We start from the raw sequence: 23,685 nt of genomic DNA, 5'->3' as shown, positions 1-23,685 counted from the left end.
GGCGAGACCGGGAGCACGCGCTCGGGACACGCCTGAGAGAGAGCGCGTTCGTCGTACCCCCTGTTCCTCGTCCTCGTCACCTCAGGGGCCGGCGGCCTCCTGGGCCGGGTCGTCGCCCGACGTCCTGCGCCGACGGCTTCGTCGGCCGTGCCCGCTCCACGTGGCAGACAGAGCGGCGTCCCGGGCGGCTGGGCAGAGTCCTCCTGCCCGTATGGCGACCGTCCGCTGGCGTGACCATCCCGAACAGATCGGCCTGAGGATGGACGTGACTGCTGTGACCCGGCGCCGCGATCGCTGGCGGGCGGTGGAGGTTCCCGAGGTCCCGGGCGTCGTCACCCAGGCCGAGCGGCTCGACGAGGTCGAGGCCATGGTGGTGGACGCCGTGCGCGTGATGCGCGAGGAGCCGGACCTGGACGTGACGGTCCGCGTGGTGACCGAGGACCTCGGCGACGCCGCGGGGCAGCCCCAGCGCCGGGCCGGCGAGCTGACCGCACCCCGCGAGCCCGCCTAGCCCGCCGAGGCATCCCGGCGTATGCCGAACCGCTCCGACGGCCCCGAGTCCGCGACATACCCCTGCCTGATACCCCTGCCTGAGGACAGCAGGCACGGGGCACCTCCCAGCCGAGGCGTGTTGACTGACCCTCGGGGGTGGGTCGATGCCTGGTGACGAGTGGCGGCCACGAGTGGTCGTGATCGCGCGCCTGGTCGCGCTGGCCGCGGCTGGGGTGCTGGCCTACGTGGTGGCGGGCTACCAGGATGCGTTGCCAGAACCACGGACAGTCACGTGCCCCAACCTCGGCTGCCAGGACGCGGTGGCCGCCGCGCTCCAGCTGCGCGACCTCGCGCCATACGCCGGGGTCGGGGTGGCAGCGCTCGTCGGCTCGGTCCTCGCCGTCGGCGCGGCCCACCGGGGCGGCCGGCACGACGGAGCACCGGACGGCGGAGCCAGGGACCCGGTTCGGGACAGCTCCCCGGGTCGAGTCCGGTCCACGGTCGTCGCCGTCGCGCGGTCGGTAGGCCGGGGCGCGACGCCGGTGGTCTGTGCGGTGGGGGTCGCCCTCCTCGGGGTGGTCTCCCTGGCGATCGGAATGAACGGGCTTGCGCCCGCACTGATCTGCGTCGTGCTGGCCTGGGCGGCCGTGATCCTGGTCCTGGACCTCTGTGCGCTGCCTGCCGACGGGGCGGACCGGTGGCGAGGGTGGCAACGGACCGCCGTCTTCACCTCGTCGGCGCTGGTCGTCGCCCTGGTGATCCCCGTGGGTGCGGGGTGGATGTCGCTGCGGGAGGTCCGGGACGACCTGCGCAATGCCTATCCGCCGGCGCCCACGCCGCGGGTCGCCCCGCCCACACCTCCCCCGTCGCCACCTGCGCCACCCCCTCGCCCCTCCCGCTCGACGGCATCGATGCCCCGACCCTGCACGTCCGGCGATCTCACCCTCGCGGTGGCCGGCTGGGACGCGGCCCTCGGCATCACCGCCGCCTCGCTGGTCATCACCAACCACGCCGCCACCGCCTGCTTCGTCGACGGGCAGCCCGACATACGACTGGTGCAGGCCGGCGAAGACCTCTGGCTGCGCACCCCGGCGACCGCCACCAGCGACCGGGGCCGGGTCACGGTGCTGCCCGGGCACACCGCCGCGGCCTCGATGACGTGGAAGGGCTCACGCCAGATGGCCGACACCCGGAACGACCAGACGCTCACGGTCCGGATCACCGCGGGGGACCTGATCGAGCCGTACTCCCGGCCCGTCCTCACCGTCACCCTCCCGGCAGGCGGCGAGCAGATGGACGTGGTCGACGGCGCCTACGTGCAGGTCGGCCCTTGGCGGTCCCACTGACGAGCCCTGCTCGGGTGTATGCCGATCCGGGCTCGGCGCCACATCGTCGCGCCGTGGACCTGGTCTCGCGCGATCGCTGTCGAGTGCCGCCTCAGTGATAGGTGATCTCGTCCGCCGGCGGGAACTCGCGTGCCACCGTGTCGTCGTCGAGCGGGAAGCCTTCCAGGTACGTCGGCCGTCCACCGTCGATGAAGAGAGCCAGACCCAGCCCGGAGGCCTCGGCCGCCAGCACCTGACGCTCACCGTCCGCGTCGTCGGGCGGCCACAGCTCGATCGAAGGACACCGGCCGCACTCGCACGCCCCAGACACCCTCACCTCCGGGAGCACCGCCAGCCAGCGCCGCCGCTCCTGCTGACCCGGGTCGGCGCCGCCGGACAGGCATGCGTGACGGATCATCCCGACGAGTACCCCATGCTCGCGCGCCGTCAGCTCTCGTGGTGCCACCCGTGCATCGTCCCAGCCGGGGCGGGCGGGACGCCCGACAAGACGGCACGAGCGGACACCTTCTCGTGACGCGGGTGCCGGGGTCCTGCGTTGCCACCCACCCCACCGCCCCGATATCGCGACGGCCGAGCTGATCGGTGGCATCGAGAAGGGTCAGCTGAAGTGTTCGGGTGGCGTGGCCGGGGGTTTGCGGGTCTGAACCGGAAGGATCGGATCCATGCCGAAGAAGTACGACGAGCACACCCGCGCGCAGGTGGTCAGGTTGGTGCGGTGACCTTCGTCGTCAACGTGGCCACCGACGCGGGGTGACCGGGGCGGTTCGTTCTGCGAGCGCTGTATCACCGCGCCCTGTCCGAATGATTGAGACATCAGGACGAGGAGGCCGCCCTCGCGACGATCACGGCCTCGTCTGGGTCCTCAACAGGTGGCCCCCTCGCTGGGCTCGCCCTGGCCCGGATCGGGGCCAGGGCCGCGACGGTGGCGTCGGCGACGGCGGCCTTGAGGTCGCCATACGAACTCAGCGCCTCGGCGACCACCTCAGGCTGCTGATCCGTCAAGGCCGCCAGGACGTCCAGCAGGTTGGATACGCCCGGCTTGGCCTCGGGGCCGTAGCGCACGGTCGCGTCGGAGTCGGTGACGGCGCGACGCACCTTCTTGACGACCACGTCAGGGGTGTAGAGCAAGCGGATCACGCCCAACGCGTCATCGGGGTCGCTCTTGCTCCTCTTGCGTGTCGGTCCTGCAGGTCCAGGACAAGCGCGGCCAGCGCCGCGGGCTCCAGCTCGGGCACCGTGAAGGTCGGCCCGTAGGTCGAGTTGAAGCGGATCGCCAGGTCCCGGGTGAGCTCGACGTGTTGCGACTGGTCCCCGCCCACGGGCATCCGATCGTCACCGTAGAGCAGGATGTCGGCCGCCATCAGGCAGGGAGAGGTGAACAGCGAAGCGCGGGTGCCAGGCCGGTTCCCGACGCTCCGGGTCTTCCGGGTCTTCCGCGCCCTTTCGGCTGCTGGCTACCCCTGAGCCAGACGATGGGCGTACTCCGCGACCAACGAACGGAGGCCATCGACGACGGCGCCATAGAACTGCTCGAACTGGCCGATGTCTCGAACGAGGGTCGTTGCGTCGAACTGACCATTGGACATGCCGTGATACCGGATCGGCGGGTCCGAGAGCACGGCAAATCCGTCGTTGGGCAACCGGCCCTTGCTGTCACCGGACAGGTAGATGCGGGGCGCGTCGTCGTCGGGAGAGTCTGACGCGGTTCCCAGACCTCCGCGCCGGCCCAGGTAGAAGTACAGCCCCTGACCGCGGCCCCGGGTGCGGCGCACGTGGGTGATCGTCCAGTCCGCGGATGAGGCAAGGTGCGCATCCACCTGGGCCAATGCGTTGGGGACGGAAGCCGGGGGCCGCTCGTCGTTCGCTCCAGGGACGGCCACACGTTCAAAGAGACGGCTGATGACCTTCTGAACGTCCTCGTTAGGAGTGTGGTCTTGCTTGTTGATCCGTCCGCCGGACCCGGACACGCTCGTGGCACTGGCGAGCTGCGAGACCATGTCCAGCGACGATCCGTCATTGCTGCTGGCCAACGCGACCAGCTCAGCGAGCAGCTGCTCAAGACGTCGCCGAGAGGCGCTGTCCATGTCGTCGGCCATACCCGAGCTCACGTAGCCGCCCGCTGCCACGGCGAGATCCTCGTCGGCCCCCTGGATCCGCGCGGAGGCGGTAGGAAAGGCAACGTCCAGCGCTTGGAGACAGAAGAGTAGGTGCTCAGCGCTCTCCCCCGCATCAGCACTCAGTGGCGCAGCACCGGTTGGGGCGTCCTGTTTCTGGTCAAGCACGATCGACGCACGGACGGACATCATGAGCAGGAATGAGTTGAGAACCCGCTTGGCCGCACGCGGGTTCCCATCGGAGGCCAGCCAGCAGACCTTGGTGTAGAAGGCCAGGTCGCCCAGGTCCTTGCGGTCCAGTGCCTGACGCACGAGAGCCCCCACGCTCTCCTGGCTACCTGGCGGCATCCTGAAGGGAACCTGGACAAGCTTGTCGAAGAAGCTGCGGGCCTTCTCCTCACCCATCGCCGGGTACTTGTGGCGTACACCCTGAGCCACCACGTCGAAGTCGACGGCGACGACGAAGACGCAGCCCGCGCAGTCCATGATCGACTTGAGCGACTCCATGAGCTCGACTGCCCTCGCAGGAGGAAGGCGGTCGAGGTCGTCGATGAGCACGACGACCCGCGACGCGCCCGGGTGTTGCGTGAGGAACTCATGAACCTGTTCACCGAAGAGCGTTCTGACCCGCAGTACCTCCTCGGCAATGCCCGGCTGGCTGCTCTCGCGGTTGAGGTGCTCCACCAACGCCTCGGAGGCCTTTCCGACGACTTTCCCGACCAGCGGGACAGGGGCCCCGGCCGCGAGGACAGGCGCGAGCTCGAGAGACTTCACCAGCGCAACCCGCCCGAGAGCCTTGAGGATCTCCTCCCGCTTCACCGAGGAACCCTTGACCTCGATCTCGGCCAGGATCTGTTGCATGAGGGCGAGGGTCAGGAGTGGTCCGTCGTCGAGGAAGGCCATCTCCCAGGTGTTGAACGTGATGACCCGCGCCACCCTGAGGTCATCCTTCAGCTCCGCCGACACGAGGTTCAGGAGAGAAGTCTTTCCCGAGCCCCATTCGCCTTGGACGGCAACCGTCATGGGGGTGGGGCACCGGGCCAGGAACTCGACCAGTCCACGCTGGTACGCCCCCAGATCCAGCGTGTCGTGTACGGCAGCGAGATCACTGACCCCAAGCTCGGATACGGGGTCGCCACTGCGGGCTTCCCCCGCAGTGGCCGAGTCACCCTCCAGCCGCCCCGGCTCCTCCTCGATCAGCCGGTTCGGGTCTGCGCCGTCCATCACAGCCTCAGGAACCTGACGTGCCTCCTTCCGCGCACACCACGTGAACAGCCTCACTGCCCGCCCCCTTGTGTTCGTGCGCCGTGCGCCACTACAGGCTCTCTGGCCCCAGTCTGCCGCGCGCTGCGCCATACCGCATGTGCAGGAACTCGTCCCAGGTCGCTCGCGTCGAATCCACCGGCCATGACATGTCCGAAGTCGGCGCCGGGTGAAGCGTTCGGGCGCGGTGGCAGGTTGAGAACCTCACTTACGCCATCATCCTCAACGCCAGAGCCCTCCTCGCGGCCTCCATGGATCCGGGCGGGCCGGTTGAGATGCAATCCGCTGCGGTGCGTCTGTTCGAGACGCAGGGAGACATCATCCCTTCCACCATAAGCCCGCTTATTCTATATTTTCAGGAAATCTGCACAGAGTTACTACAAGTTAGATCACCTAACCGAAGCAAGTCAATATCTGTCTTTGGCTGTAAGGCATTCGGCGAGACCTCATAGTGCATATTTTTATCTTGAGACAAAATTGCTTCGAAGGCGTGACGAACCCTCTGCCGCCAAAGCCCGGGAAGCCCTTTCGGGAATGTCCCTGGGTGACCTGAATGCATCTCTTAGCCTCGCCAATCACGCATTTTGAAGAGGCTATTTTGACCGAGCCACTTGTCTGCATGCGGGAACCCTAGGAATGTCACCTTATTTTGAAGACATCAGAGTCCGGTTGATTGACACGTTCGTGCGGCGCGAGTGCTTCGCAGAAGCCGAAATATGTTCATGACGTGGCACTCGCCGCTCTGAACGAGGAGCTTGAAGTTCAATATCATCTCCTCCACCTGGCAACCATAGGGCAGAGATTGACTAAAGAGGTTTTCTGCATGAGGCAGGATTGCAACTTTCACAATTAATGGTAGAATACCCGGAGAATTCGACCCTAAAGGCAAACATCTCGAATCTGGAGAGCGCCTGCTCTAGCGCGGAGCAAATCCCATGACCGAGACCAGCCCGCCCGCCCGCCGACCCCGGGCCCTGCGGGTGGTGGCCTGGTCCGTCCGGCTCCTGTGGACCGTCTCGCCGCGCCTGGCGACGGCCCAGCTGTGCCTGATCGTCCTGGACGGCCTCGTCCCCTCGCTGCAGGTGCGGCTCGTCGGGACGCTTACCAGGGACCTGGCGTCCGGGGCGACCGCCCACTCGCCCCGGGTGGCGCTGCTCCTCGGGCTCACCGCCGCCGCCGTGGGCCTGTCCGCCCGCTGCGGGACCTCACCATGAGCGTCGGGCAGGTGCTCTCCCGCCAGGTGCAGGCCCACTGCCACCACGACGTCGCCGCGACCCTGGCGGCGATCCCACCCGACGTGGCCGCGCAGGCCGGGACTGCCACCGACGCCCGCAGCGCCCGCGACGCCGTCAACGCGCACGTGAGCCAGCACGGCACCTATGTCCTGAACTTCACCCGGTCGGTCGCCACCATGGCCTTCCTGGTGCTCACCCTGAGCCAGTTCAGCCCGGTCGCGGCGGCGCTGCTGCTCCTCGCGGTGGTCCCCACCCTGCTCGCGTTCACGCGGGTGTCCCGGATCGAGGCCCGGGCCTGGCCCGCGATGGCCGCGGAGACCAAGGTCGCGGCCTACTGCACCGACCAGCTCGTCTACGAGCGGACGGCGGTCGACCTGGCGTCCCTCGGCACCGGCTTCAAGCTCGCCCGCACCGCCGGCCGCCGGCACGCCCGCGCGGCGCAGATCTACGGCCGGTCGATGTTCACCTCCACGGCCTGGATCGCCCTCGCCGGTGTCGTCAGCACGATGCTGTTCGGCGCCTCCCTGACGCTGCTCGCCCGCGACCCCGGCACCTCCGCGGACGCCGTGGTGGCGGGCGTCATCGCGCTCCTGTCCGGTATGGCGGCGACCACCGACGCGGCCTACACCTTCGGTGGCGTCATCGCGAGCCTGCCGGTGGTCGCGCAGTACCGCACCTTCCTCGACCGCCACCGCGCCCCCGAGGAGTCCGCGCCGCAGGCCGCGCCACCCGGCGCTCATGCACTCGACCGGGCCGCACCGGACCTGGTCGGCCGGGGACTGACCTACCGCTATCCCGGGGCCGCCCGCGACGCCGTCACCGGCGTGGACCTGGTCGCGCGACCGGGCGAGATCGTCGCGGTCGTCGGCATCAACGGCGCCGGCAAGACCACCCTCGTGCGCCTGCTCGCCGGCATCCTCCACCCGCAGGACGGGCAGGTGCTCATCGGGGGTCGCGACCTGGCCGACCTCAGCCGACCCGAGCGGCTCGCCCGGATCGGGATCCTGTCCCAGGAGTACGGCAGGTACGAGCTCACCGTCCGCGACACCTTGCTGCTCGGCACCCCTCGCGAGGACGTCGGCGACGACGAGCTGTGGCGGTCGCTCGAGCTCGTCGGCCTGGACGCCCTGGTCCGCGGGTGGGAGCAGGGCCTGGACAGCCGGCTGGGTGCGCAGTTCGACGGGCAGGGCCTGTCCGGCGGCCAGTGGCAGCGCCTCGCCCTCGCCCGGCTGGTGCTGCGCGACTCCCCCATCTGGTTCCTCGACGAGCCAACCAGCCAGGTCGACGCGCAGACCGAGGAATTGATCCTCGACCGCCTCTTCACCACCCGGGCAGGACGGGTCACCGTGCTGGTCTCCCACCGCGCGTGGACCCTGCGGGCCGCCGACCGGATCTACGTGGTCGACGAGGGTCAGGTGGTCCAGGTCGGGACGTATGCCGAGCTGGCTTCCGCCCCAGGTCGTTTCGGCGAGCTCTTCCGGACGCAGACGACGCCGCTCCCCTGACACCGCCACCCACCCGACGGGGCAGACCACGGTCCGCCGAATCGCCATGCAGGGTCGACGCGAAGTGACCCGCCGATAGGGGGTCTGTCTGAAAAGGACAGAATCAGTCGATCCCGGACAACTGTCCGGGATCGAGTGATTCCGTCCAACCCCCCGACGGCGAGCGAGAGAACTGACCACCCCCTGCCGACGAGAACTCTGTCCACGTCGATCCGGGGGCCATTGACCGAGCGTCACCGCGCTCCAGGTCGCACCGGCCCACCGGCGCCGGGTGGCAGGGTGAGGCGTGGACGCCGGGAGCCTCCCGGCGAGAGCGCAGGAGGTGGCACGGTGCCGACGCCGGAAGGCCCCGCAGACGACTACGACGCAGCGACCGTGGCCGAGCATGACGACCTCAACCCCGACGGACCGGACCACGACTACTTCCGCGCCCTCGCCGACGACCTCGCCGCGACATGCATCACGGACCTGGGGTGCGGCACCGGCATACTCACCGTCACGCTCACCCAGCCCGGCCGGACCGTGACCGGCATCGACCCGTCCGCGCGGATGCTGACGTATGCCGCCGCCCACCCCGGCGGGCACCGCGTCCAGTGGCGCCACGGCACGAGCGAGCAGCTACCACCCGGCCAGGACCTCGTGCTCATGACCGGCAACATCGCCATGCACATCCTCGACCCGCACTGGCACACCACGGTGTGCGACAGCGCCGCCACGCTGCGCCCCGGCGGGGTCCTCGCCTTCGAGACCCGAAACACCACACCACCACCGTCAACCAGAACGACAGCAGTCCCCTCCCGACGTCGCGGCGGGTCCTTGGCCGCCGCGTGACGCACGCCTCGCGACGCACGTCGCTCCGTCACGCAGGGTAGCCAACTCCGGCAAACCCTCAACGTGTCCTTGCATCTTCGCGGCGGCTCGTGCTCGGGACAGGGCCCGGATGGACAGAATCTTCGTCCAACGAGGTCAGAGTGACGGATTACCCGGCAGTACGGGACGCGAGCGTCAACGTGTTCGTCAGAAACGTCGTCTTGGACAGAATCACTCGATCCCGGACACGTGTCCGGCGTCGAGCGATTCTGACCCTCTGCCCTGCGGTGGACGAGAATTCTGACCTGGGGTGTGAACGACGATTCTGACCCGGCCTGTCGGGGGCAGTGTGACTCTGTGTAGTCGCAGACGGTGTCCCTGGGACTGCAGGGTCATTGCGCGTGCCTCTGCCGCGGGGCAGGCTAGTTCGCGTTGAGCCCGAACTGGCGTGTGAGCAGGGCGGCCTTGTACTGGGTCTCTGCCTGGTCGACATCGGCGCGAGTAGCTTCCGTGCCGAAGACCCGCAGAAGGCTGAACTGATACTGCTCGGCCCGAGAGGGGTCGAGAGCGTAAGCGTCCTTCATGCGGACATTGTGTCCGTGGGTGGTGGCGGCGTACTGGGCCCAGCGCTCCATGACCCCACCCTCGCCATCGGCCTTGCCGACGTAGGCCTTGCCGTCGCGGCGATCGACGATGAGGTAGATCCCCCTCACGGCCTTGAGCGCGGCGCGCCATGCCTCGTAGCGTGGTTCGTCGGTGACCTGGCGCAGCTCGGCGAAGGTCAGCAGGACCTTGTTGTAACCGGGGAAGGCGACTGGGCGGGGCGCCGCGATTTCCTCGACTGTGCAGGTGGCTATGCGGTGGCCTGTCTTGGCCCAGTTGCGGGTGTCGGGGGGCCACTCGATGAGCAGGCGATTCTCAAGCGCGGCGAACAGAGGAACGGGGCGTAGGTCGAAGGCTCGGCCGTTCTCTGTGCGCTCGGCGACGATCTCGCCGTGGTTCTCGAACACGGTGACCAGTCGGCTGTAGCGGCCGGCTTCGGCCATGAACGTCAACCAGAAGCGAGGAGGCTCGGCGGGGATCTTGCTGTGCCGGATCGCCTGGAAGCGCGTGTAGTCCAGGAGGGCCTCGTTCGTGAGCGCGGCTGGCGTGGGGATCCCGTCGGGCTGGTAGGTGTGTCGCACGGCGAGCACGTCGTCCAGGGCGACGCCCATGCCTCGGAGCAGGTGTCCGAGGGTGAGAGGCTCTTCGATCTCGTTGGTCTCCACGGGTCTTCCCTGAATGGCGAACTGGTCGTGATGACGCTAGGACGCAGCCGTCGGTGAGGAGGGGTGATCAGGCGGGATCGAAGGGCCCCAGTTCGGTTCGCCACCCGGTCGGCGCAACGGGATCGGCGGCGCCGGGGTATTTGTACGCCATCCGGTTGGCACTTAGGGGTGGTTCAGCTACTTCCGGTCATGGCTACTCGATCGTCGACCTAGTTTTGACCCCACGGATGTGGCCCCGGGTGGTTGCGGCCACTCAGAACGGATTAGGGGGATCGGGAGATGAGCGAGCGGATGCGCGATCGTGAGCTGCCGAGTTTGCTGCACCTGGTTGACGCGCAGGACGGCCTGCGGACAGCCATGGAGTTCGACGTCGTGTACAGCCTCGAGGATCGAGAGTGCCAAAGGTGCCTCGAAGGCAGGCGAGACGTCCCCGGGACATCTGTAGCGCTGGTCAAGGTGCGCCATGCCGGTCATCCGCTGGGGCACCTGATCACCCTCTGCGAAGAGCACGCCACGAGCTGGTCAGCGTCACCCGTGGTTCACAGCTAGATACTCCGGGGACTCAGCGGCGGCCCTTAGCGGCGGTTCTGTGGCGTGCGGGAGGCGTAGCGGCGCCGAAGGGGACGCCGGTGCGCCGGCCCGGGAGAAGCCAGGGACAGGGGTACTTGAATGCGCAGGGTGGAACTCCACACCGGTCATCCTCGACGGGTGCGGGTCTCGCCTCCCGATGGTGGGGCGGGCGGTTCCAGACCAGATGGACCTGGCGCACGTGCGCCCTCCAGTCGAGAGGCGATCGAGGGTAAGCGATGCGTCTGGTGTCGCACCGAGGCAGCGGCCTGGCACAGGAAGCGGGCAGTCTGCGGTCGGTGTCTGGGCCTCCTTCTCGCGGTCGCCGATGGGGAGGCGGCACGACGCTCCGCCTCGAAGGATGCAGACAAGGCGGCAGAGCGAATGTCGCAAGGGGTCCAGGCTCAAGCGCTGCTGAACCACCTCTTAGCTCGCGCGTCCTCGGGTAAACGGCGGCGGCGCCAGCGCCGTCGGTGACCCGCGCCACGAACCGAGAGCCAGGGGGGGAGGGTCGAAACCCTGGCGCGCCCATCATTTTTGCGAATGAGGTGGTCATGTCCGCATCCCGAAAAGACGTATCCGACTCCGCCCGAGTCACGTGGAAAACCATGTCACCGCAGATGCGTTGACGCTGCAAACTCCTGTCCTGCTTGGCGACAGAGGTAGTGCGGGCACGAGCGCTGGGTGATACCCGGCTAGGGCGTGTCTCCCAAAGGTGAGCGTGGTGACACGCGATTGTCGGTGTCATGTCGCGGATGCAGGTGCTCTCGGATAGCGAGTGGGAGCTGATCGAGCCGTTCATGCCGTGCGCGGACGGTAAGCGGGGCAGGCGGTTTCGTGACCACCGGACCGTGGTCGAGGGGATCATCTACCGGTACCGGACCGGGATCGCGTGGCGGGACCTGCCGGCCGAGTTCGGGCCCTGGCAGACCGTGTGGAAGCGACACCGCCGGTTCGCCGGTGACGGGACCTGGGACCGGGTGCTGACGGCTCTGCTGGCCCGTGCGGACGCGGCGGGGGTCATCGACTGGGACGTCGCGGTCGACTCCGCCATCACCCGCGCCCACCAGCACGCGACGAACACCACCCGCCTCGCGGGGGGATCGGTCGAATCACAAGAATCAGCGGATCGAGCCGGCTGACCACGCCATCGGCAGGTCACGCGGCGGGTTGTCGACCAAGGTCCACCAGCTGTGCGACGGCCAGGGCCGCCCGATCGTGGTGCTGCTCGGTCCCGGTCAGGGCAGCGACAGCCGGATGTTCACGAACCTGCTCGACGCCGTACGGGTCCCGCGCCCAGGCCCGGGCCGCCCACGCACGACACCGGACGCGGTCATGGCCGACAAGGCCTACTCCAGTCGAGCCCACCGCGCGCTGCTCCGGCGGCGCGGGATCACCACCGCGATCGCCGAGCCCCGCGACCAACGCGCCAACCGCACACGCCGCGGGTCCAAGGGCGGACGGCCCCCGAAGACCGACCCTGGCCTGTACGCCAAACGCCACGTCGTCGAGAACAGCTTCCAACAGCTCAAGCAATGGCGCGCCATCGCCACCCGCTACGACAAGCTCGCCCTCACCTACCGCGCCGCCATCCTCCTACGCGCCATCACCCTCTGGCTACCAGCATTAAGAGACACGCCCTAGCTCGCGCGCGCCTGCGTGACTTCAACACGGTCGCCGAGCTTGTGCCTCCATGGTTTGCCAGGCGCAGAGACAGCGGTTGAGGGCAGGCGGTAAGCGCAAGGCCTCACTTGAGCGGGACTATCCGACGGATGATCGCCCATGGCCGTGGGGTCAGGTGCTCGCGGGCTCTCCCGGTCTGGGTAGGCACGGCAGATGAATGTGCTGGCGGCCTGTCTAAGGGGGCCAGGCGTCCGGCGGGACTGCTAGTTGGGTCCTAGGCCTGCGTGAGATCCGGTAGCCAATCCACGGCACAACTCGTGCGCTTCCCAAGTTTGCGGTTGGCGAAGGGGAGCATGCCGTGGTCGGCCTTGAAGAGTTGGATCAGCTGGCTCTCGACGCAGTCAGGGTTGTGGTCGGGTGTCGGTCGCCAGGCCACGAGGAGGCGGCCGTGATCGGCTAGCTGCCAGATGTACTTGCCGCCGACGTGCCCGACGGCGCCCCCGGCGCCGAAGCGATGGAACTCGTCAAGCCGCTTTCGGAGGCCGCGATTTCCCTTTAGACTTTCGGGCGCGCTTCCGATGTAGAGGACGTGCGCTCCTTTGACCCAGGCGGCCTGCAGTTCGCCCTTCCCGACGGTCGGATCTTTACCCTTGAACCAGCCCGCGACGCTGCGGTCGAGGAAGCCAGGAGCGGTACGGGCCGTACGGAACACGAGGTAAACACCCGCCCCCCTGGGAACGTCCACAGACGGCAGCTTCTCAAAGGGCACGAAGCCCGTGAATCCGAGTCCCTCGAGGCTCGCCTGGTCCCATTGCACGCCTCCAGCCTGCCAGCAGGGCGCATGGGCGCGCTCTCCCGCGGCTCAAGACCACCTGTGAGGGCTAGGGGGGGTGCTGCTAGGCAAAACGCCCTTCAGCCCCGCGGTGAGGAGGCGCTGCCGATGCCGGCGTCACGTACGGTGGCTCAATGCTGATCGCTGATCTCGTGGCGGTGGTCCAAGGGCTCCCCGCCGCGCAGCCCCTTACGGATGCCTTCGAGGCTCGCGAGCCGATGGGCGGGGCCGGACGGCCTGGAGTCTCGTACCGCAATCAGAAGGAGCACCTGCTCGGCTGGCTCAGCGAGTACGGGGGCCCGGGGGCCTACGGACGCAAGCACGGGTCGGACGACCCGAGGGCCGCGTACAACCGCTTCCAGTGCGCGCGGGGTCTGATCTGGCTGGCAGAGGCGCTGGGCGAGGACCGGGACGTGGTGCGGAAGGCGATCGCCGCGGTTGAGGCGGCGCCGCCGCGTGGGGCGAGTCAGTGCAAGGCAGTGCGGGGCGTTATCCCGTGGATTCGGATCGAGGAGCTCGCTGAGGCGCGAGCGGGGCGCGGGGTTCGCGCTGGTGGCGTGACCGCAGCGCACCCCGGGCGCCGAGCTTTGTCGCGGGCGCCCCGGGTGGCTGGCCGTCGGCGGCGGCCGGTCTGAAGCGGCCGCGGCACCAGAGTTCAAAGCCGCCGTCACTCCCGTTCCAGGTTGCCGCCGGCGACGCTGTTGGCAAGACCGTCGGGTAGGTGGAGGCCGTACTTCTCTGCGAGGAGGATGGTGGTCGCGTATCGGCGGGCCTGCTGGGCGACGTCGCCGAGGACGTAGGCGTTGGTGCCGGCGCCGGTGACCACCGAGATGACGGGCATGCCCATGCGGGCGTTCTGGACCGGGACGCGCTGGCCGTTGGAGAGCTTCTTGAGGAGGTTCTCGACCGCCTCCAGCAGCTTGTGGTTGTTCCTCAGCTGGTTGCTCCACTTGACCCGGCCCTCGGCAGCGGCGAAGGCTGCCTCGGCCTTCTTGACCGTGCCGGCCTTGGGAGCCTGCTGCTTGTAGGCGCGGGCGATCATTCGGTTGATCATCTGCTGCGCGCGTTCGTCGTGCGGGTCGAAGCCGTACGCGTAGCAGACCCGGGTCGCGATGGCGGTGCTGAGCACTTGCATGGCGATGGCGTCTGCGCTGATGGCCAGCGCGCTCCCCACGACCGGGACGGGGAGCATCGCCAACGCTCCGAGGGCGGCGCCCTCGGCGGATCCGAGGGTGCGCCACCGCAGCGCCATGCCACGGGTGACCTCGTCGAGTACTTCGAGGTCCAGGGTCTTCAGGTCGCTCAAGGTGGACACGTCGCGCCCTGCCTTGCTGTGGTGGTCAAGGACGGATTGCGGGTCCGAGAGCTCGACCGCCCAGTCGTTCACGAGCTCAAGGGTGTGAACGAGCGCCTCAGCAGTAGGAAGCAGCGCGGCATCGAGCACGACCCCCGCTGACTCCTTGACCTTGTCGGGCGTCATCTCGACGATCTTCGTGCCGGCCTTGCCCGCGGCCTGTCGGGTCGCCGTGCCAGCCTTCTCGGCGGCCCGGTGAGCGCGTTCGGGGAGAATCTGACGCCGTCGCGATTTGCGGTCCCAGTGCTCCTGGAGCTCCTGCCAGCGCCTGCGCTCGTACTCCGACATCTGCGAGGGGTAGGTGCTCACCCTCAGCACCCTAGGTTCTTGGGGTGCGTGGACTATAACCCCCAGTGATGGTTGCAGGCATTTGGCCTAGTCTCCACGCGCTGGAAGACTGTCCGCGTGGCGGCAAAGACCGCTGGACGCCTAGGCCAGGGGTCGGCAAAACGAACGCAGCCCCAAGGGAAGCACTGTGACTCACCACCCCTCGCCAGCAATCCCGCCCGCGACGGTTGATCGCCTCCGTCTCGCGCGGCTGCAGTATGCGCAGGCCGTCTCGCCGTTCTACGACGAAGTACTGCTTGAGGTCATCGAACGCGGCCGCGAGGCGTCGTGTCTGGGGAAGGCTGACATCGGTGCTCTCACCCTGTGGAAGCGCCTGCGTGCCGATACGCCGTGGGCCTCCAGGCGCATAGAGACCCCCGAGTCGCGCGTCAGAGAGGTCACCAGGCGGGCCCACCACGACGCCAACGACGCGGGCCTCGATGTGGTCAGGGCAGCCACGCAAGCCCGCAACCAGCTCCGGGAACTGCCCGGGTTCACCTACGGCGACGCACTGGCCTCCGCGGTCCTCCTGGCCCTGGCCCCGGACCGCCTGGCGGTCTATGACCGTCGAGCATCGCTAGCCCTCACACGACTCGACCTGCCCCTGCGAGAGCAACAAGGACGCTACGGCCACTACATGCGAACGGTCGAAAGCCTCAGGCTGGCAGCGTGCACGCCGCAGGAGCCGTGGACCGCGCGAGACGTCGACGTAGCCCTGTACTGGATCGGCCGATAGGGCGACGATCACAAGCATCGAAACTCGGTCGTCTCCCCGCGCCAGTCAATGCTGACATAGGTTCGTGCCCTAGACGTTTGCCAGCGACGGGGGGAAGACATGGACGTCTTCGCGGTCCACGAACAACTGATCAAGGACTACCGAGCGTTCACCTCGGGTGCCGTCGAGGTCAGGGACGAACGCATCAAGGAGTTCGTCACCCGGCAGTTCGACGATGGCGTCCAGTGGCCCGACCCCTGGGTGGGGCTGAACCCGTCCTTCGCGACGGGTGGCGCGATCCCAGACCTGGTCCGCGATGGCCTGCTCCACCCGGAGGCGGAGCGCATCTTCCGGCGCAAGGAGAATGCCCAGGACCCGGGACGGGAGCCCATCGTCCTCCACCGGCACCAGCGCCAGGCGGTGGAGATCGCCCGTACGGGCTCAAGCTACGTACTGACCACGGGCACCGGCTCGGGCAAGTCCTTGGCGTACATCGTTCCGATCGTCGATGCCGTGCTTCGGGAGAACGCGGAACGCGGTTCACGGCGCCCGGGGGTCAAGGCCATCGTGGTCTACCCGATGAATGCGCTGGCAAATTCGCAGGTGGAAGAGCTGCGCAAGTTCCTGGAGTTTGGATACCCGGAGAATGGTGCGCCGGTCACCTTCGCCCGCTACACGGGTCAGGAGAGCCCTGACGAGCGACGGCGGATCCTCGCGACGCCGCCCGACATCCTCCTCACGAACTACGTGATGCTCGATCTCGTCCTGACCCGCCCGGACGAGCGGGAACAACTGGTCCGCGCGGCGCAGGGGCTGCGCTTCCTCGCGTTGGACGAGCTGCACACCTACCGGGGCCGTCAGGGCGCTGATGTCGCCATGCTCATCCGTCGTTTGCGCGACGAGTGCCAGGCCGAGCATCTGCAGGTGATCGGGACGAGCGCCACGATGTCTAGCGAGGGCACGCTCGAGGAGCGAGCCGCGGTCGTGGCCGGGGTCGCCACACGTCTCTTCGGGACCGAGGTAAGCCCCGAGCACGTCGTTGGTGAGACCCTCGTCCGCGCCACTCCCGATGTTGAGCCGCTGCCAGTTGACCTGGGCGACTCTGTGCGTCGCAACGGCTCCCAGCAGAGGCGTTCGTTCGACGCGTTCGTCTCTGACCCGCTGGCTAGCTGGATCGAGACCACGTTCGGCCTCGCGGTGGAGACCGGTGCAGGTGGGCTGCACAGGTTGGTCAGGCGCCCTCCGACGACGCTTCCCGAGGCGGCCAAGACTCTTGCGCAGATCACGGCGCTTGATGAGGCGGCCTGCACGACGGCGCTGCGAAATGTGCTGCGCGAGGGGTCGGCTGTCACTCACCCGGCGAACGGGCGTCCGGTCTTCGCGTTCCGCCTCCACCAGTTCATCTCCAAGGGAGACACCGTCTACGTGTCGTTGGAGCGCGAGGACGAGAGGACGATCACCGGCACGTACCAGGTGCGGGTCCCTGGTGCGCCAGAGAAGGCGCTGCTGCCTCTCGGGTTCTGCCGCGAGTGCGGGCAGGAGTACCTCGTCGTTGCACGAGTCGCCGCGGACGGAAGGAAGCAGTTCGTCTCCCGGCGCGACGCGGACGCCAGCGGCGGTGACGCCGTCACCGGTTACCTGTACATCTCGTCGGACTTCCCGTGGCCGGAGAAGGATGACGAGACGAAGCGGGTCCCGGCGCCCTGGCTCGAGACCAACCCCGCCACCGACCGCGTCGAGGTGATCGAGAGCAAGAAGAAGTACCTGCCGACAGCGGTGTGGCTCACCCCGGACGGCGGCGATGATCCCACGCGCACCGGGTTGCAGGCGTGGTTCGTGTCCACACCCTTCGCGTTCTGCATGCGCTGTGGCGTGTCCTATGAGCAGGTCCGCGGACAGGACTTCGGCAAGCTCGCGACCCTCGATGCCGAGGGCCGTTCGAGCGCAGTGTCTTTGCTGTCGGCATCGGTCGTGCGCAGTCTCAAGGCCCTGCCAGAGTCACAGCTGCCGCGGACCGCCCGGAAGCTGCTGACCTTCGTCGACAACCGCCAGGACGCGAGCCTGCAAGCAGGGCACTTCAACGACTTCGTCCAGGTCTCCCAGCTACGGGCCGCCTTGTACGCCGCACTGATCGAGGCCGGCCCCGACGGCCTGCAGCACGATGTCCTCGCCGACGTCGTCACCAACGCTCTGAACCTGCAGCCCATCGACTACGCGCAGGCACCCGAAGCCAAGTTCGGGGCCAAGAAGGACGCCGAACGCGCCTTGCGGGCCGCTGTGGAATACCAGTTGTACGTCGACCTGCAGCGCGGTTGGCGCGTGACCATGCCCAACCTGGAGCAGACCGGACTGCTTCGGCTGGCCTACCGGGACCTGCCTGAGATCGCGGCGGACGAGGAGTCCTGGGAAGGCACCTATCTGCTGGACGAGATGAGCGCAGGGCAGCGCCAGGAGCTGTGCCAGATCCTCCTGGACGAGCTGCGGCGGGTCCGCGCCATCGCCGTCGATTGCCTCACCGAGGACGGGTTCGAGCGGCTCAAGCGCCTCACGCGCGCTCATCTGGTCGAGCCGTGGAGCGTCGGGGAAGACGAACGTGTCGTCGAGGCGGGCGTCGCCATCCCGCGGCCGGGCAAGGCTGGGGGCCGACGCGGGGTCCTGGCTGTTTCCGGACGCGGAGCGTTCGGCCGGTATCTTCGCAGGGACGATGCTCGGCTGCCGCATCACGCGACCCTGACGACGGACGACTCCCAGCGGGTCATCAGTGACCTGTTCAAGGTGCTGACCCAGGCCGGTGTGCTCGTCGAGAGCCGTGGGCCGGACGGCAGTGAGTACCGGATCAACGCGGGAGCCCTGCGATGGGTCGCGGGCGCTGGCGAGAACGGCGCAGCGGACCCCCTCCGGCGGAACTTCGCCGGTGAGGAGTCTCCTCGCGTCAATCCCTTCTTCCGCGACCTGTACCGCCGCCTCGCTCGCGACTTCGCAGGACTGATGGCTCGGGAGCACACTGCCCAGGTGCCTCAAGAGGATCGCCTGGAGCGCGAACGGCGGTTCCGTGAGGGCACGCTGCCGCTGCTCTACTGCTCGCCGACGATGGAGCTCGGCGTTGACATCTCCGACCTCAACGCGGTCGCCCTGCGCAACGTGCCCCCTACGCCCGCGAACTACGCGCAGCGCTCAGGGCGCGCTGGCCGCAGCGGCCAGCAGGCCCTCGTCCTGACCTACTGCTCCACCGGCAACTCGCACGACAACTACTGGTTCCGGCGATCCCGCGAGATGGTCTCTGGCTCCGTGATCGCGCCGCGCCTGGACCTGACCAACGAAGACCTCGTGCGTTCTCACGTGCACGCCATCTGGCTGGCCGAGACCAACGAGTCGATGAAGTCGTCGATCACAGCCCTTGTCGACGCGGAGGGCAGTTCCGATTACGCCCTCTACCCCAACCTGTGGCGGGCCGTGACCGAACCGGACGTCGCGCGCCGGGCGCAGGCCCGTGCCGAGCGGGTCCTGGCCGAATTGCGCAAGACCTGGGCCCTCGACGGCGGCGACCCCGTCTGGTGGTCTGACACGTGGGTGCACGACCAGGTCGCGGGCGCGGCACGCTCCTTCGATGCCGCCTTCGACCGTTGGCGGGTGCTCTATCGCACGGCCCTCACCGAGGCCAACGAGCAGCACCAGCTCGCGGTCAGCACGTCCTCGAACCGACGCGCGCAGCAGATCGCTGAGCGGCGGCGTGCTGATGCCCGCAACCAGCTCCGTCTATTGCGAAACGACGACTCCGAAGCCGGCGCGACGGACTTCTACAGCTACCGCTACCTGGCCAGCGAGGGCTTCCTGCCCGGCTACTCCTTCCCCCGTCTGCCGCTTGCCGCCTACATTCCGGCCCGGCGGGGTGGGAAGAACGACGGCGATTACCTGCAGCGCCCCCGATTCCTGGCGATCTCCGAGTTCGGGCCGAACAGCCTCATCTACCACGAGGGGGCGCGCTACGAGGTCACCCGGATCCAGCTCCCTCGGGACCCGGGCGAGACGAGTGGCGGTGGTGCCATCACCGAGCAGGCCAAGCGGTGCCCGGGCTGCGGCTACCACCACCCCGTCCGAGTGGGGCTGGACATGTGTGAGAACTGCGGCCAGCGCCTTGGGGGCACGCAGTACGGGCTGCTCCGGTTGCAGACCGTCTTCACGCGCCGCCGTGAGCGCATCAGCAGCGACGAGGAGGAGCGTCGCCGCTCGGGGTTCGAGCTCGAGGTGTCCTACCGGTTCGCCGACCGGGACGGGGCCCCTGCCTGCATCCGGGCGGAAGTCACCCGCGACGGGGCCACGCTGCTTGAGCTCACCCATGCCGAGGCGGCAACCATCCGCATTGCCAACGTGGGGCGGCGCCGTCGCAAGAACGCGGACGACCGCGGCTACTGGCTGGACCTGCGAGAAGGCAAGTGGCTGACGGACAAGCAGGCGAACGACTCCCCGGTCGACGCGGACGACCTGCCCGCTGCGGAGGACGTCAAGGACCGGGACAAGGTGGTGCCGTTCGTCGAGGACCGCCGCAACCTCCTTGTCACCAGGGCGACCAGTCACTTGGATCCGGAGACCGCTGTGACGCTGCGCGCGGCCCTGGAGCGCGCGATTGAAGCCGAGTTCCAGCTCGAGGATGCCGAGCTCGACAGCCGCGAGCTCCCGGACGCCTCCGAGCAGGGGCGGATGCTCCTCACCGAGGCTGCCGAAGGCGGCGCCGGAGTGCTTCGCCGGCTCGTCGAGGAACCCGACGCGATCCAGAGAGTGGCCCGCAGGGCGCTCGAGCTCATCCATTACGACCCCGTCACGGGTGACGACATCGCCAAGGCGACGCCGGGACGTGACCGGTGCGAACGAGGCTGCTACGACTGCCTTCTCTCCTATGGAAACCAGTACGACCACACCCAGATCAACCGCCACAGCATCGTGAGCATCCTGCTCGAGCTGGCCGACGCCCGCGTCGAGGCGGGCGCTGGTGGCCGGCGGCGCAGCGACCAGGCCGAGTGGCTCGCCAAGCTGGGGGACTCCACGTTGGAGGCGCGTTTCGTCGACTGGCTCCGCCAGACGGGGCGCCGCCTCCCGGACGATGCCCAACGCACCGTCGAGGCGTGCAAGGCACGCCCTGACTTCGTCTACGACGCAGCCGTCCCCGTCGCCGTGTTCATCGACGGACCCCACCACGACGACGTCAACCAGCAGCAGCGCGACCGCGACGCCGAGACCAGGCTGACCAACGCGTCCTGGCTGGTCATCCGCATCCGGTACGACGACGACTGGACCGTGATAGCCGACCAGAACGAGTGGCTCTTCGGCCCCGGAAGGAACGCCCCCCGATGACCATCACTCACAGCGTCGGAAGCCTCGTGCGCGCTCGAGGCCGCGAATGGGTCGTCCTGCCCGGGACCACCCCCGACTTCCTCCTCCTGCAGCCCCTTGGCGGCAGCAGCGCGGACGTCGCGGGCGTCTTCCCCGACGAAGGTGTCGAGGCCGCCACCTTCCCGCCACCCAGCGTCGACGACCTCGGCGACAGCACCTCGACCGCCCTCCTCCGCACGGCCCTGCGCGTGGGATTCACGGCCAGCGCCGGCCCATTCCGGTCCCTGGCTGGCATCGCCGTCAGCCCCCGCAGCTACCAGTACGTGCCGCTGCTGATGGCCCTCCGCCAGGACGTCGTCCGGATTCTCATCGCCGACGACGTCGGCATCGGCAAGACCATCGAGGCAGGCCTCATCGCGGCCGAGCTGCTCGCCCAGGGGACAGCACAGCGACTCGCCGTCCTTTGCTCGCCCGCACTGGCCGAGCAGTGGCAGCGCGAGCTCTCCACGAAGTTCGGCATCAACGCGGCGCTGCTGCTCACGAGCACCGTCAAGCGCCTCGAGCGCGACCTCATGATGAACGAGTCCATCTTCGACCGCTACCCCCACGTCATCGTCTCCACCGACTTCATCAAGTCCGACCGTCGCCGCCACGACTTCTTGCTCCGCTGCCCCGAGCTCGTCATCGTCGACGAGGCCCACAACAGCGTCGCTGGTTCGGGCCTCGGCGGCCGCGCCCGGCACCAGCGGTACGAGCTGCTCCGCGACCTTGCAGCCAATCCCCACCGCCACCTCGTCCTCGCCACAGCCACCCCCCACTCCGGCGACGACGAGGCATTCGCCAACCTCATCAGCCTGCTCAACCCCGACCTCGCCCACGCCGACCTGAGCACGGTCCCGGGGCGTGAGCTCCTCGCGCGGCACTTCGTCCAACGGCGACGTGGCGACATCCGTCGCTACCTCGACGAGGACACCCCCTTCCCCAGCGACCGTCTCAGCCTCGACGTGCCCTACACGCTGTCCCCGGCCTACCGCGACCTGTTCGACGACGTCCTCGCCTACGCCCGCGACCAGGTCAAGGACGACACCGGCAGCACCAAGGGCCGCGTCCGCTGGTGGTCCGTGCTGGCCCTCCTGCGCGCACTCGCCTCAAGCCCCCGCGCAGCCGAGGCCACCCTGCGCACGCGCGCCGCAAACAGCCAAGCGACCACCGTCGCCGAGGCCGACAGCCTCGGACGAGCCGCCGTGCTCGACGAGGGCGAGGACGAGGCGCTGGAAGGCATGGACACAACCCCCGGCGCCCTCGTCCACGGACAGGACGACGACACCGCGACGACACCGACAGACAGAGACCGGCGCCGACTCCTGGAATTCGCCCGACGCGCAGGACAGCTCCACGGACCCGACCAGGACCGCAAGCTCGCCGTGGTAACCCAGCAGGTCAAGCGATTGCTCGCGGGCGGGGACAACCCGATCATCTTCTGCCGCTTCATCGATACGGCTCACTACGTCGCCGAGCACCTCGCTCAGACGCTGGGCTCCAAACGAGCACCCGTCACCGTCATCAGCGTCACCGGTGAGCTGCCACCCGCCGAACGCGAACATCGCATCGCCGACCTCATCGACACGGATGGGCAGCACGTCCTCGTCGCCACCGACTGCCTCTCCGAAGGCGTCAACCTCCAGCAAGGCTTCTCCGCCGTCATCCACTACGACCTGTGCTGGAACCCGACGCGCCACGAGCAACGCGAAGGCCGCGTCGACCGCTACCTCCAGCGCAAGGACGTCGTCCGGGCACTCACCTTGTACGGCGAGGACAACGGCATCGACGGCATCGTCCTCGACGTCCTCATCCGCCGCCATCGAGCCATCGCCAAGGCCACCGGCGTCGCCGTGCCCGTCCCCGGCGACGGGCAGAGCATCATAGACGCCCTCGCCGAAGGGCTCCTCCTGCGCGGCCAGACCACGAGCGATCAGCTCATGCTCGACCTCGGGATCAGCGACAAGGCCGCCGCACTCGACGAGGCCTGGCAGTCCGCCGCCGAGAAGGAGAAGGCGTCCCGCGCGCGGTTCGCCCAGAACACGATCAAACCAGAGGAAGTCGCCCAGCAAGTCGACCACGTGCGTGCCGCCCTCGGGTCCCACGGCGACCTCGCCACGTTCGTCACGAACACCCTCGGCTTCCTCGGCTCGACCGTCACGCACACCCCGCAGGGTTTCACCGCCGTCACGGCGCCCCTTCCCCTCGCCGCCCGCGCAGCCCTCCCAGCCGGCACCCGAGATCCGATCGCCTTCCACGAGGCACCGCCGGCGGCACCGGGTGAGGCCGTCATCGCCCGCACCGACCCAGTCGTGCAGTCGCTGGCACGCTACGTCCTGGAGAGCGCCCTCGACTCGACCGTCCCAGACCGCGACCGCCCGGCCCGCCGGGCCGGAGTGATGGTGACGGACGCGGTCGACACCCGCACCACCCTCCTCCTGGTCAGGCTCCGCTTCCACCTGACCATCCCCACCCCCAAGGGCCCGCAACAGAAGGTCGCCGAGGACGCCTGCGTCATCGCCTTCGGGGGATCCCCAAGCACGGCCGTATGGCTGCCCGACGCCGACGCGGAACGCCTCCTCAACGCCCAGCCAACCCGCAACACCCCGCTACCCGTGGCGCAGGCGTGGATGCGCGACGTGCTGACCGGCCTCGACGCGCTGACGCCGGCCCTCACACGGGTAGGGGAACAACGGGCCGAGCAGCTGCTCGACGCGCACCTACGCGCGCGCGCCGGCTCCAGTCGCGACGCCGAAAGGTCACGGCGCGGCCTCACCGTCACCCCCCAGCTGCCCGTCGACATCCTCAGCATCCAGCTCCTCATGCCCGCAGGAGGCGCCCGATGAGCACCACCTCGCCCGCCACCC

16 protein-coding genes and 1 pseudogene are annotated in these 23,685 nt (G+C 68.5%); 10 read left to right on the top strand and 7 right to left on the bottom strand.

Features of this window, described 5'->3' with window-relative positions; genetic code table 11:
* Window positions 1-265: 265 nt before the first annotated feature.
* Complete coding sequence (locus ACK2IS_RS01040) at window positions 266-511, top strand: transcriptional regulator (RefSeq protein ID WP_409484315.1); 246 nt, start codon at window positions 266-268, stop codon at window positions 509-511.
* 178 nt (window positions 512-689) lie between these two features.
* Window positions 690-1,838 carry a DUF4232 domain-containing protein gene (locus ACK2IS_RS01035; protein WP_409484314.1) on the top strand — a complete coding sequence of 383 codons (1,149 nt, stop codon included), beginning with the start codon at window positions 690-692 and terminating at the stop codon, window positions 1,836-1,838.
* A 91-nt stretch (window positions 1,839-1,929) separates the two neighbouring features.
* Here the strand turns inward: ACK2IS_RS01035 and ACK2IS_RS01030 are convergent, their stop codons facing one another.
* The 4 genes and pseudogenes from ACK2IS_RS01030 to ACK2IS_RS01015 form a co-directional block, all read right to left on the bottom strand.
* Window positions 1,930-2,235, bottom strand: coding sequence for a hypothetical protein (locus ACK2IS_RS01030; protein WP_409484313.1), 306 nt, complete (start codon window positions 2,233-2,235; stop codon window positions 1,930-1,932).
* 416 nt (window positions 2,236-2,651) lie between these two features.
* On the bottom strand, window positions 2,652-2,975 hold the full coding sequence (locus ACK2IS_RS01025; protein WP_409484312.1) for a hypothetical protein: 324 nt from the start codon (window positions 2,973-2,975) through the stop codon (window positions 2,652-2,654).
* Window positions 2,972-3,259: pseudogene (locus ACK2IS_RS01020) on the bottom strand (hypothetical protein); the annotation flags it as partial. The pseudogene ACK2IS_RS01020 and the gene ACK2IS_RS01025, both read right to left, overlap by 4 nt.
* Window positions 3,260-3,292: 33 nt before the next feature.
* The gene (locus tag ACK2IS_RS01015; RefSeq protein ID WP_409484311.1) at window positions 3,293-5,176 is read right to left on the bottom strand and encodes a P-loop NTPase fold protein; all 1,884 of its coding nucleotides are present in this window, start codon (window positions 5,174-5,176) and stop codon (window positions 3,293-3,295) included.
* Window positions 5,177-6,150: 974 nt separating this feature from the next.
* Between ACK2IS_RS01015 and ACK2IS_RS01010 the strand changes: the two genes are divergently transcribed.
* The 3 genes from ACK2IS_RS01010 (at window position 6,151) to ACK2IS_RS01000 (ending at window position 8,786) form a co-directional block, all read left to right on the top strand.
* On the top strand, window positions 6,151-6,429 hold the full coding sequence (locus ACK2IS_RS01010; protein ID WP_409484310.1) for a hypothetical protein: 279 nt from the start codon (window positions 6,151-6,153) through the stop codon (window positions 6,427-6,429).
* Complete coding sequence (locus ACK2IS_RS01005) at window positions 6,426-7,955, top strand: ATP-binding cassette domain-containing protein (RefSeq protein WP_409484309.1); 1,530 nt, start codon at window positions 6,426-6,428, stop codon at window positions 7,953-7,955. Before ACK2IS_RS01010 ends, ACK2IS_RS01005 begins: the two co-directional genes overlap by 4 nt.
* Before the next feature lie 330 nt (window positions 7,956-8,285).
* On the top strand, window positions 8,286-8,786 hold the full coding sequence (locus ACK2IS_RS01000) for a class I SAM-dependent methyltransferase (protein WP_409484308.1): 501 nt from the start codon (window positions 8,286-8,288) through the stop codon (window positions 8,784-8,786).
* Window positions 8,787-9,187: 401 nt separating this feature from the next.
* Here the strand turns inward: ACK2IS_RS01000 and ACK2IS_RS00995 are convergent, their stop codons facing one another.
* The gene (locus tag ACK2IS_RS00995) at window positions 9,188-10,033 is read right to left on the bottom strand and encodes a GIY-YIG nuclease family protein (RefSeq protein ID WP_409484307.1); all 846 of its coding nucleotides are present in this window, start codon (window positions 10,031-10,033) and stop codon (window positions 9,188-9,190) included.
* Window positions 10,034-10,312: 279 nt separating this feature from the next.
* Between ACK2IS_RS00995 and ACK2IS_RS00990 the strand changes: the two genes are divergently transcribed.
* Together ACK2IS_RS00990 and ACK2IS_RS00985 are read left to right on the top strand one after the other, a co-directional pair.
* Complete coding sequence (locus ACK2IS_RS00990; RefSeq protein ID WP_409484306.1) at window positions 10,313-10,582, top strand: hypothetical protein; 270 nt, start codon at window positions 10,313-10,315, stop codon at window positions 10,580-10,582.
* Window positions 10,583-11,346: 764 nt separating this feature from the next.
* Window positions 11,347-12,244, top strand: a protein-coding gene (locus ACK2IS_RS00985) for an IS5 family transposase (RefSeq protein ID WP_409484305.1) whose coding sequence is annotated in 2 segments (ribosomal slippage) — window positions 11,347-11,706 and window positions 11,708-12,244 — 897 coding nt in all. Because the reading frame shifts where the segments join, the coding sequence is not laid out codon by codon here.
* 253 nt (window positions 12,245-12,497) lie between these two features.
* Here the strand turns inward: ACK2IS_RS00985 and ACK2IS_RS00980 are convergent.
* Together ACK2IS_RS00980 and ACK2IS_RS00975 are read right to left on the bottom strand one after the other, a co-directional pair.
* Window positions 12,498-13,040 (bottom strand): hypothetical protein, encoded by a 543-nt coding sequence (locus ACK2IS_RS00980; RefSeq protein ID WP_409484304.1) that lies wholly within the window; start codon window positions 13,038-13,040, stop codon window positions 12,498-12,500.
* 682 nt (window positions 13,041-13,722) lie between these two features.
* Window positions 13,723-14,718, bottom strand: a complete 996-nt coding sequence (locus tag ACK2IS_RS00975) for an EcsC family protein (RefSeq protein ID WP_409484303.1) — start codon at window positions 14,716-14,718, stop codon at window positions 13,723-13,725.
* A 166-nt stretch (window positions 14,719-14,884) separates the two neighbouring features.
* Here ACK2IS_RS00975 and ACK2IS_RS00970 point away from each other — a divergent pair, with 166 nt between their 5' ends.
* The 3 genes from ACK2IS_RS00970 (at window position 14,885) to ACK2IS_RS00960 (ending at window position 23,664) form a co-directional block, all read left to right on the top strand.
* The gene (locus ACK2IS_RS00970) at window positions 14,885-15,472 is read left to right on the top strand and encodes a hypothetical protein (RefSeq protein WP_409484302.1); all 588 of its coding nucleotides are present in this window, start codon (window positions 14,885-14,887) and stop codon (window positions 15,470-15,472) included.
* A gap of 99 nt (window positions 15,473-15,571) precedes the next feature.
* Window positions 15,572-20,800, top strand: a complete 5,229-nt coding sequence (locus ACK2IS_RS00965; protein ID WP_409484301.1) for a DEAD/DEAH box helicase — start codon at window positions 15,572-15,574, stop codon at window positions 20,798-20,800.
* Window positions 20,797-23,664, top strand: coding sequence for a helicase-related protein (locus ACK2IS_RS00960; RefSeq protein WP_409484300.1), 2,868 nt, complete (start codon window positions 20,797-20,799; stop codon window positions 23,662-23,664). The genes ACK2IS_RS00965 and ACK2IS_RS00960 overlap by 4 nt, the downstream gene beginning before the upstream one ends.
* The last annotated feature ends 21 nt before the right edge of the window (window positions 23,665-23,685 follow it).

The sequence above is a fragment of the Arsenicicoccus dermatophilus genome (assembly GCF_046267915.1).
Taxonomy (GTDB): Bacteria; Actinomycetota; Actinomycetes; order Actinomycetales; family Dermatophilaceae; genus Arsenicicoccus; species Arsenicicoccus dermatophilus_A.
The sequence above is the reverse complement of the archived record's forward strand: the minus strand, read 5'-3'. Positions and strand labels throughout refer to the sequence as shown.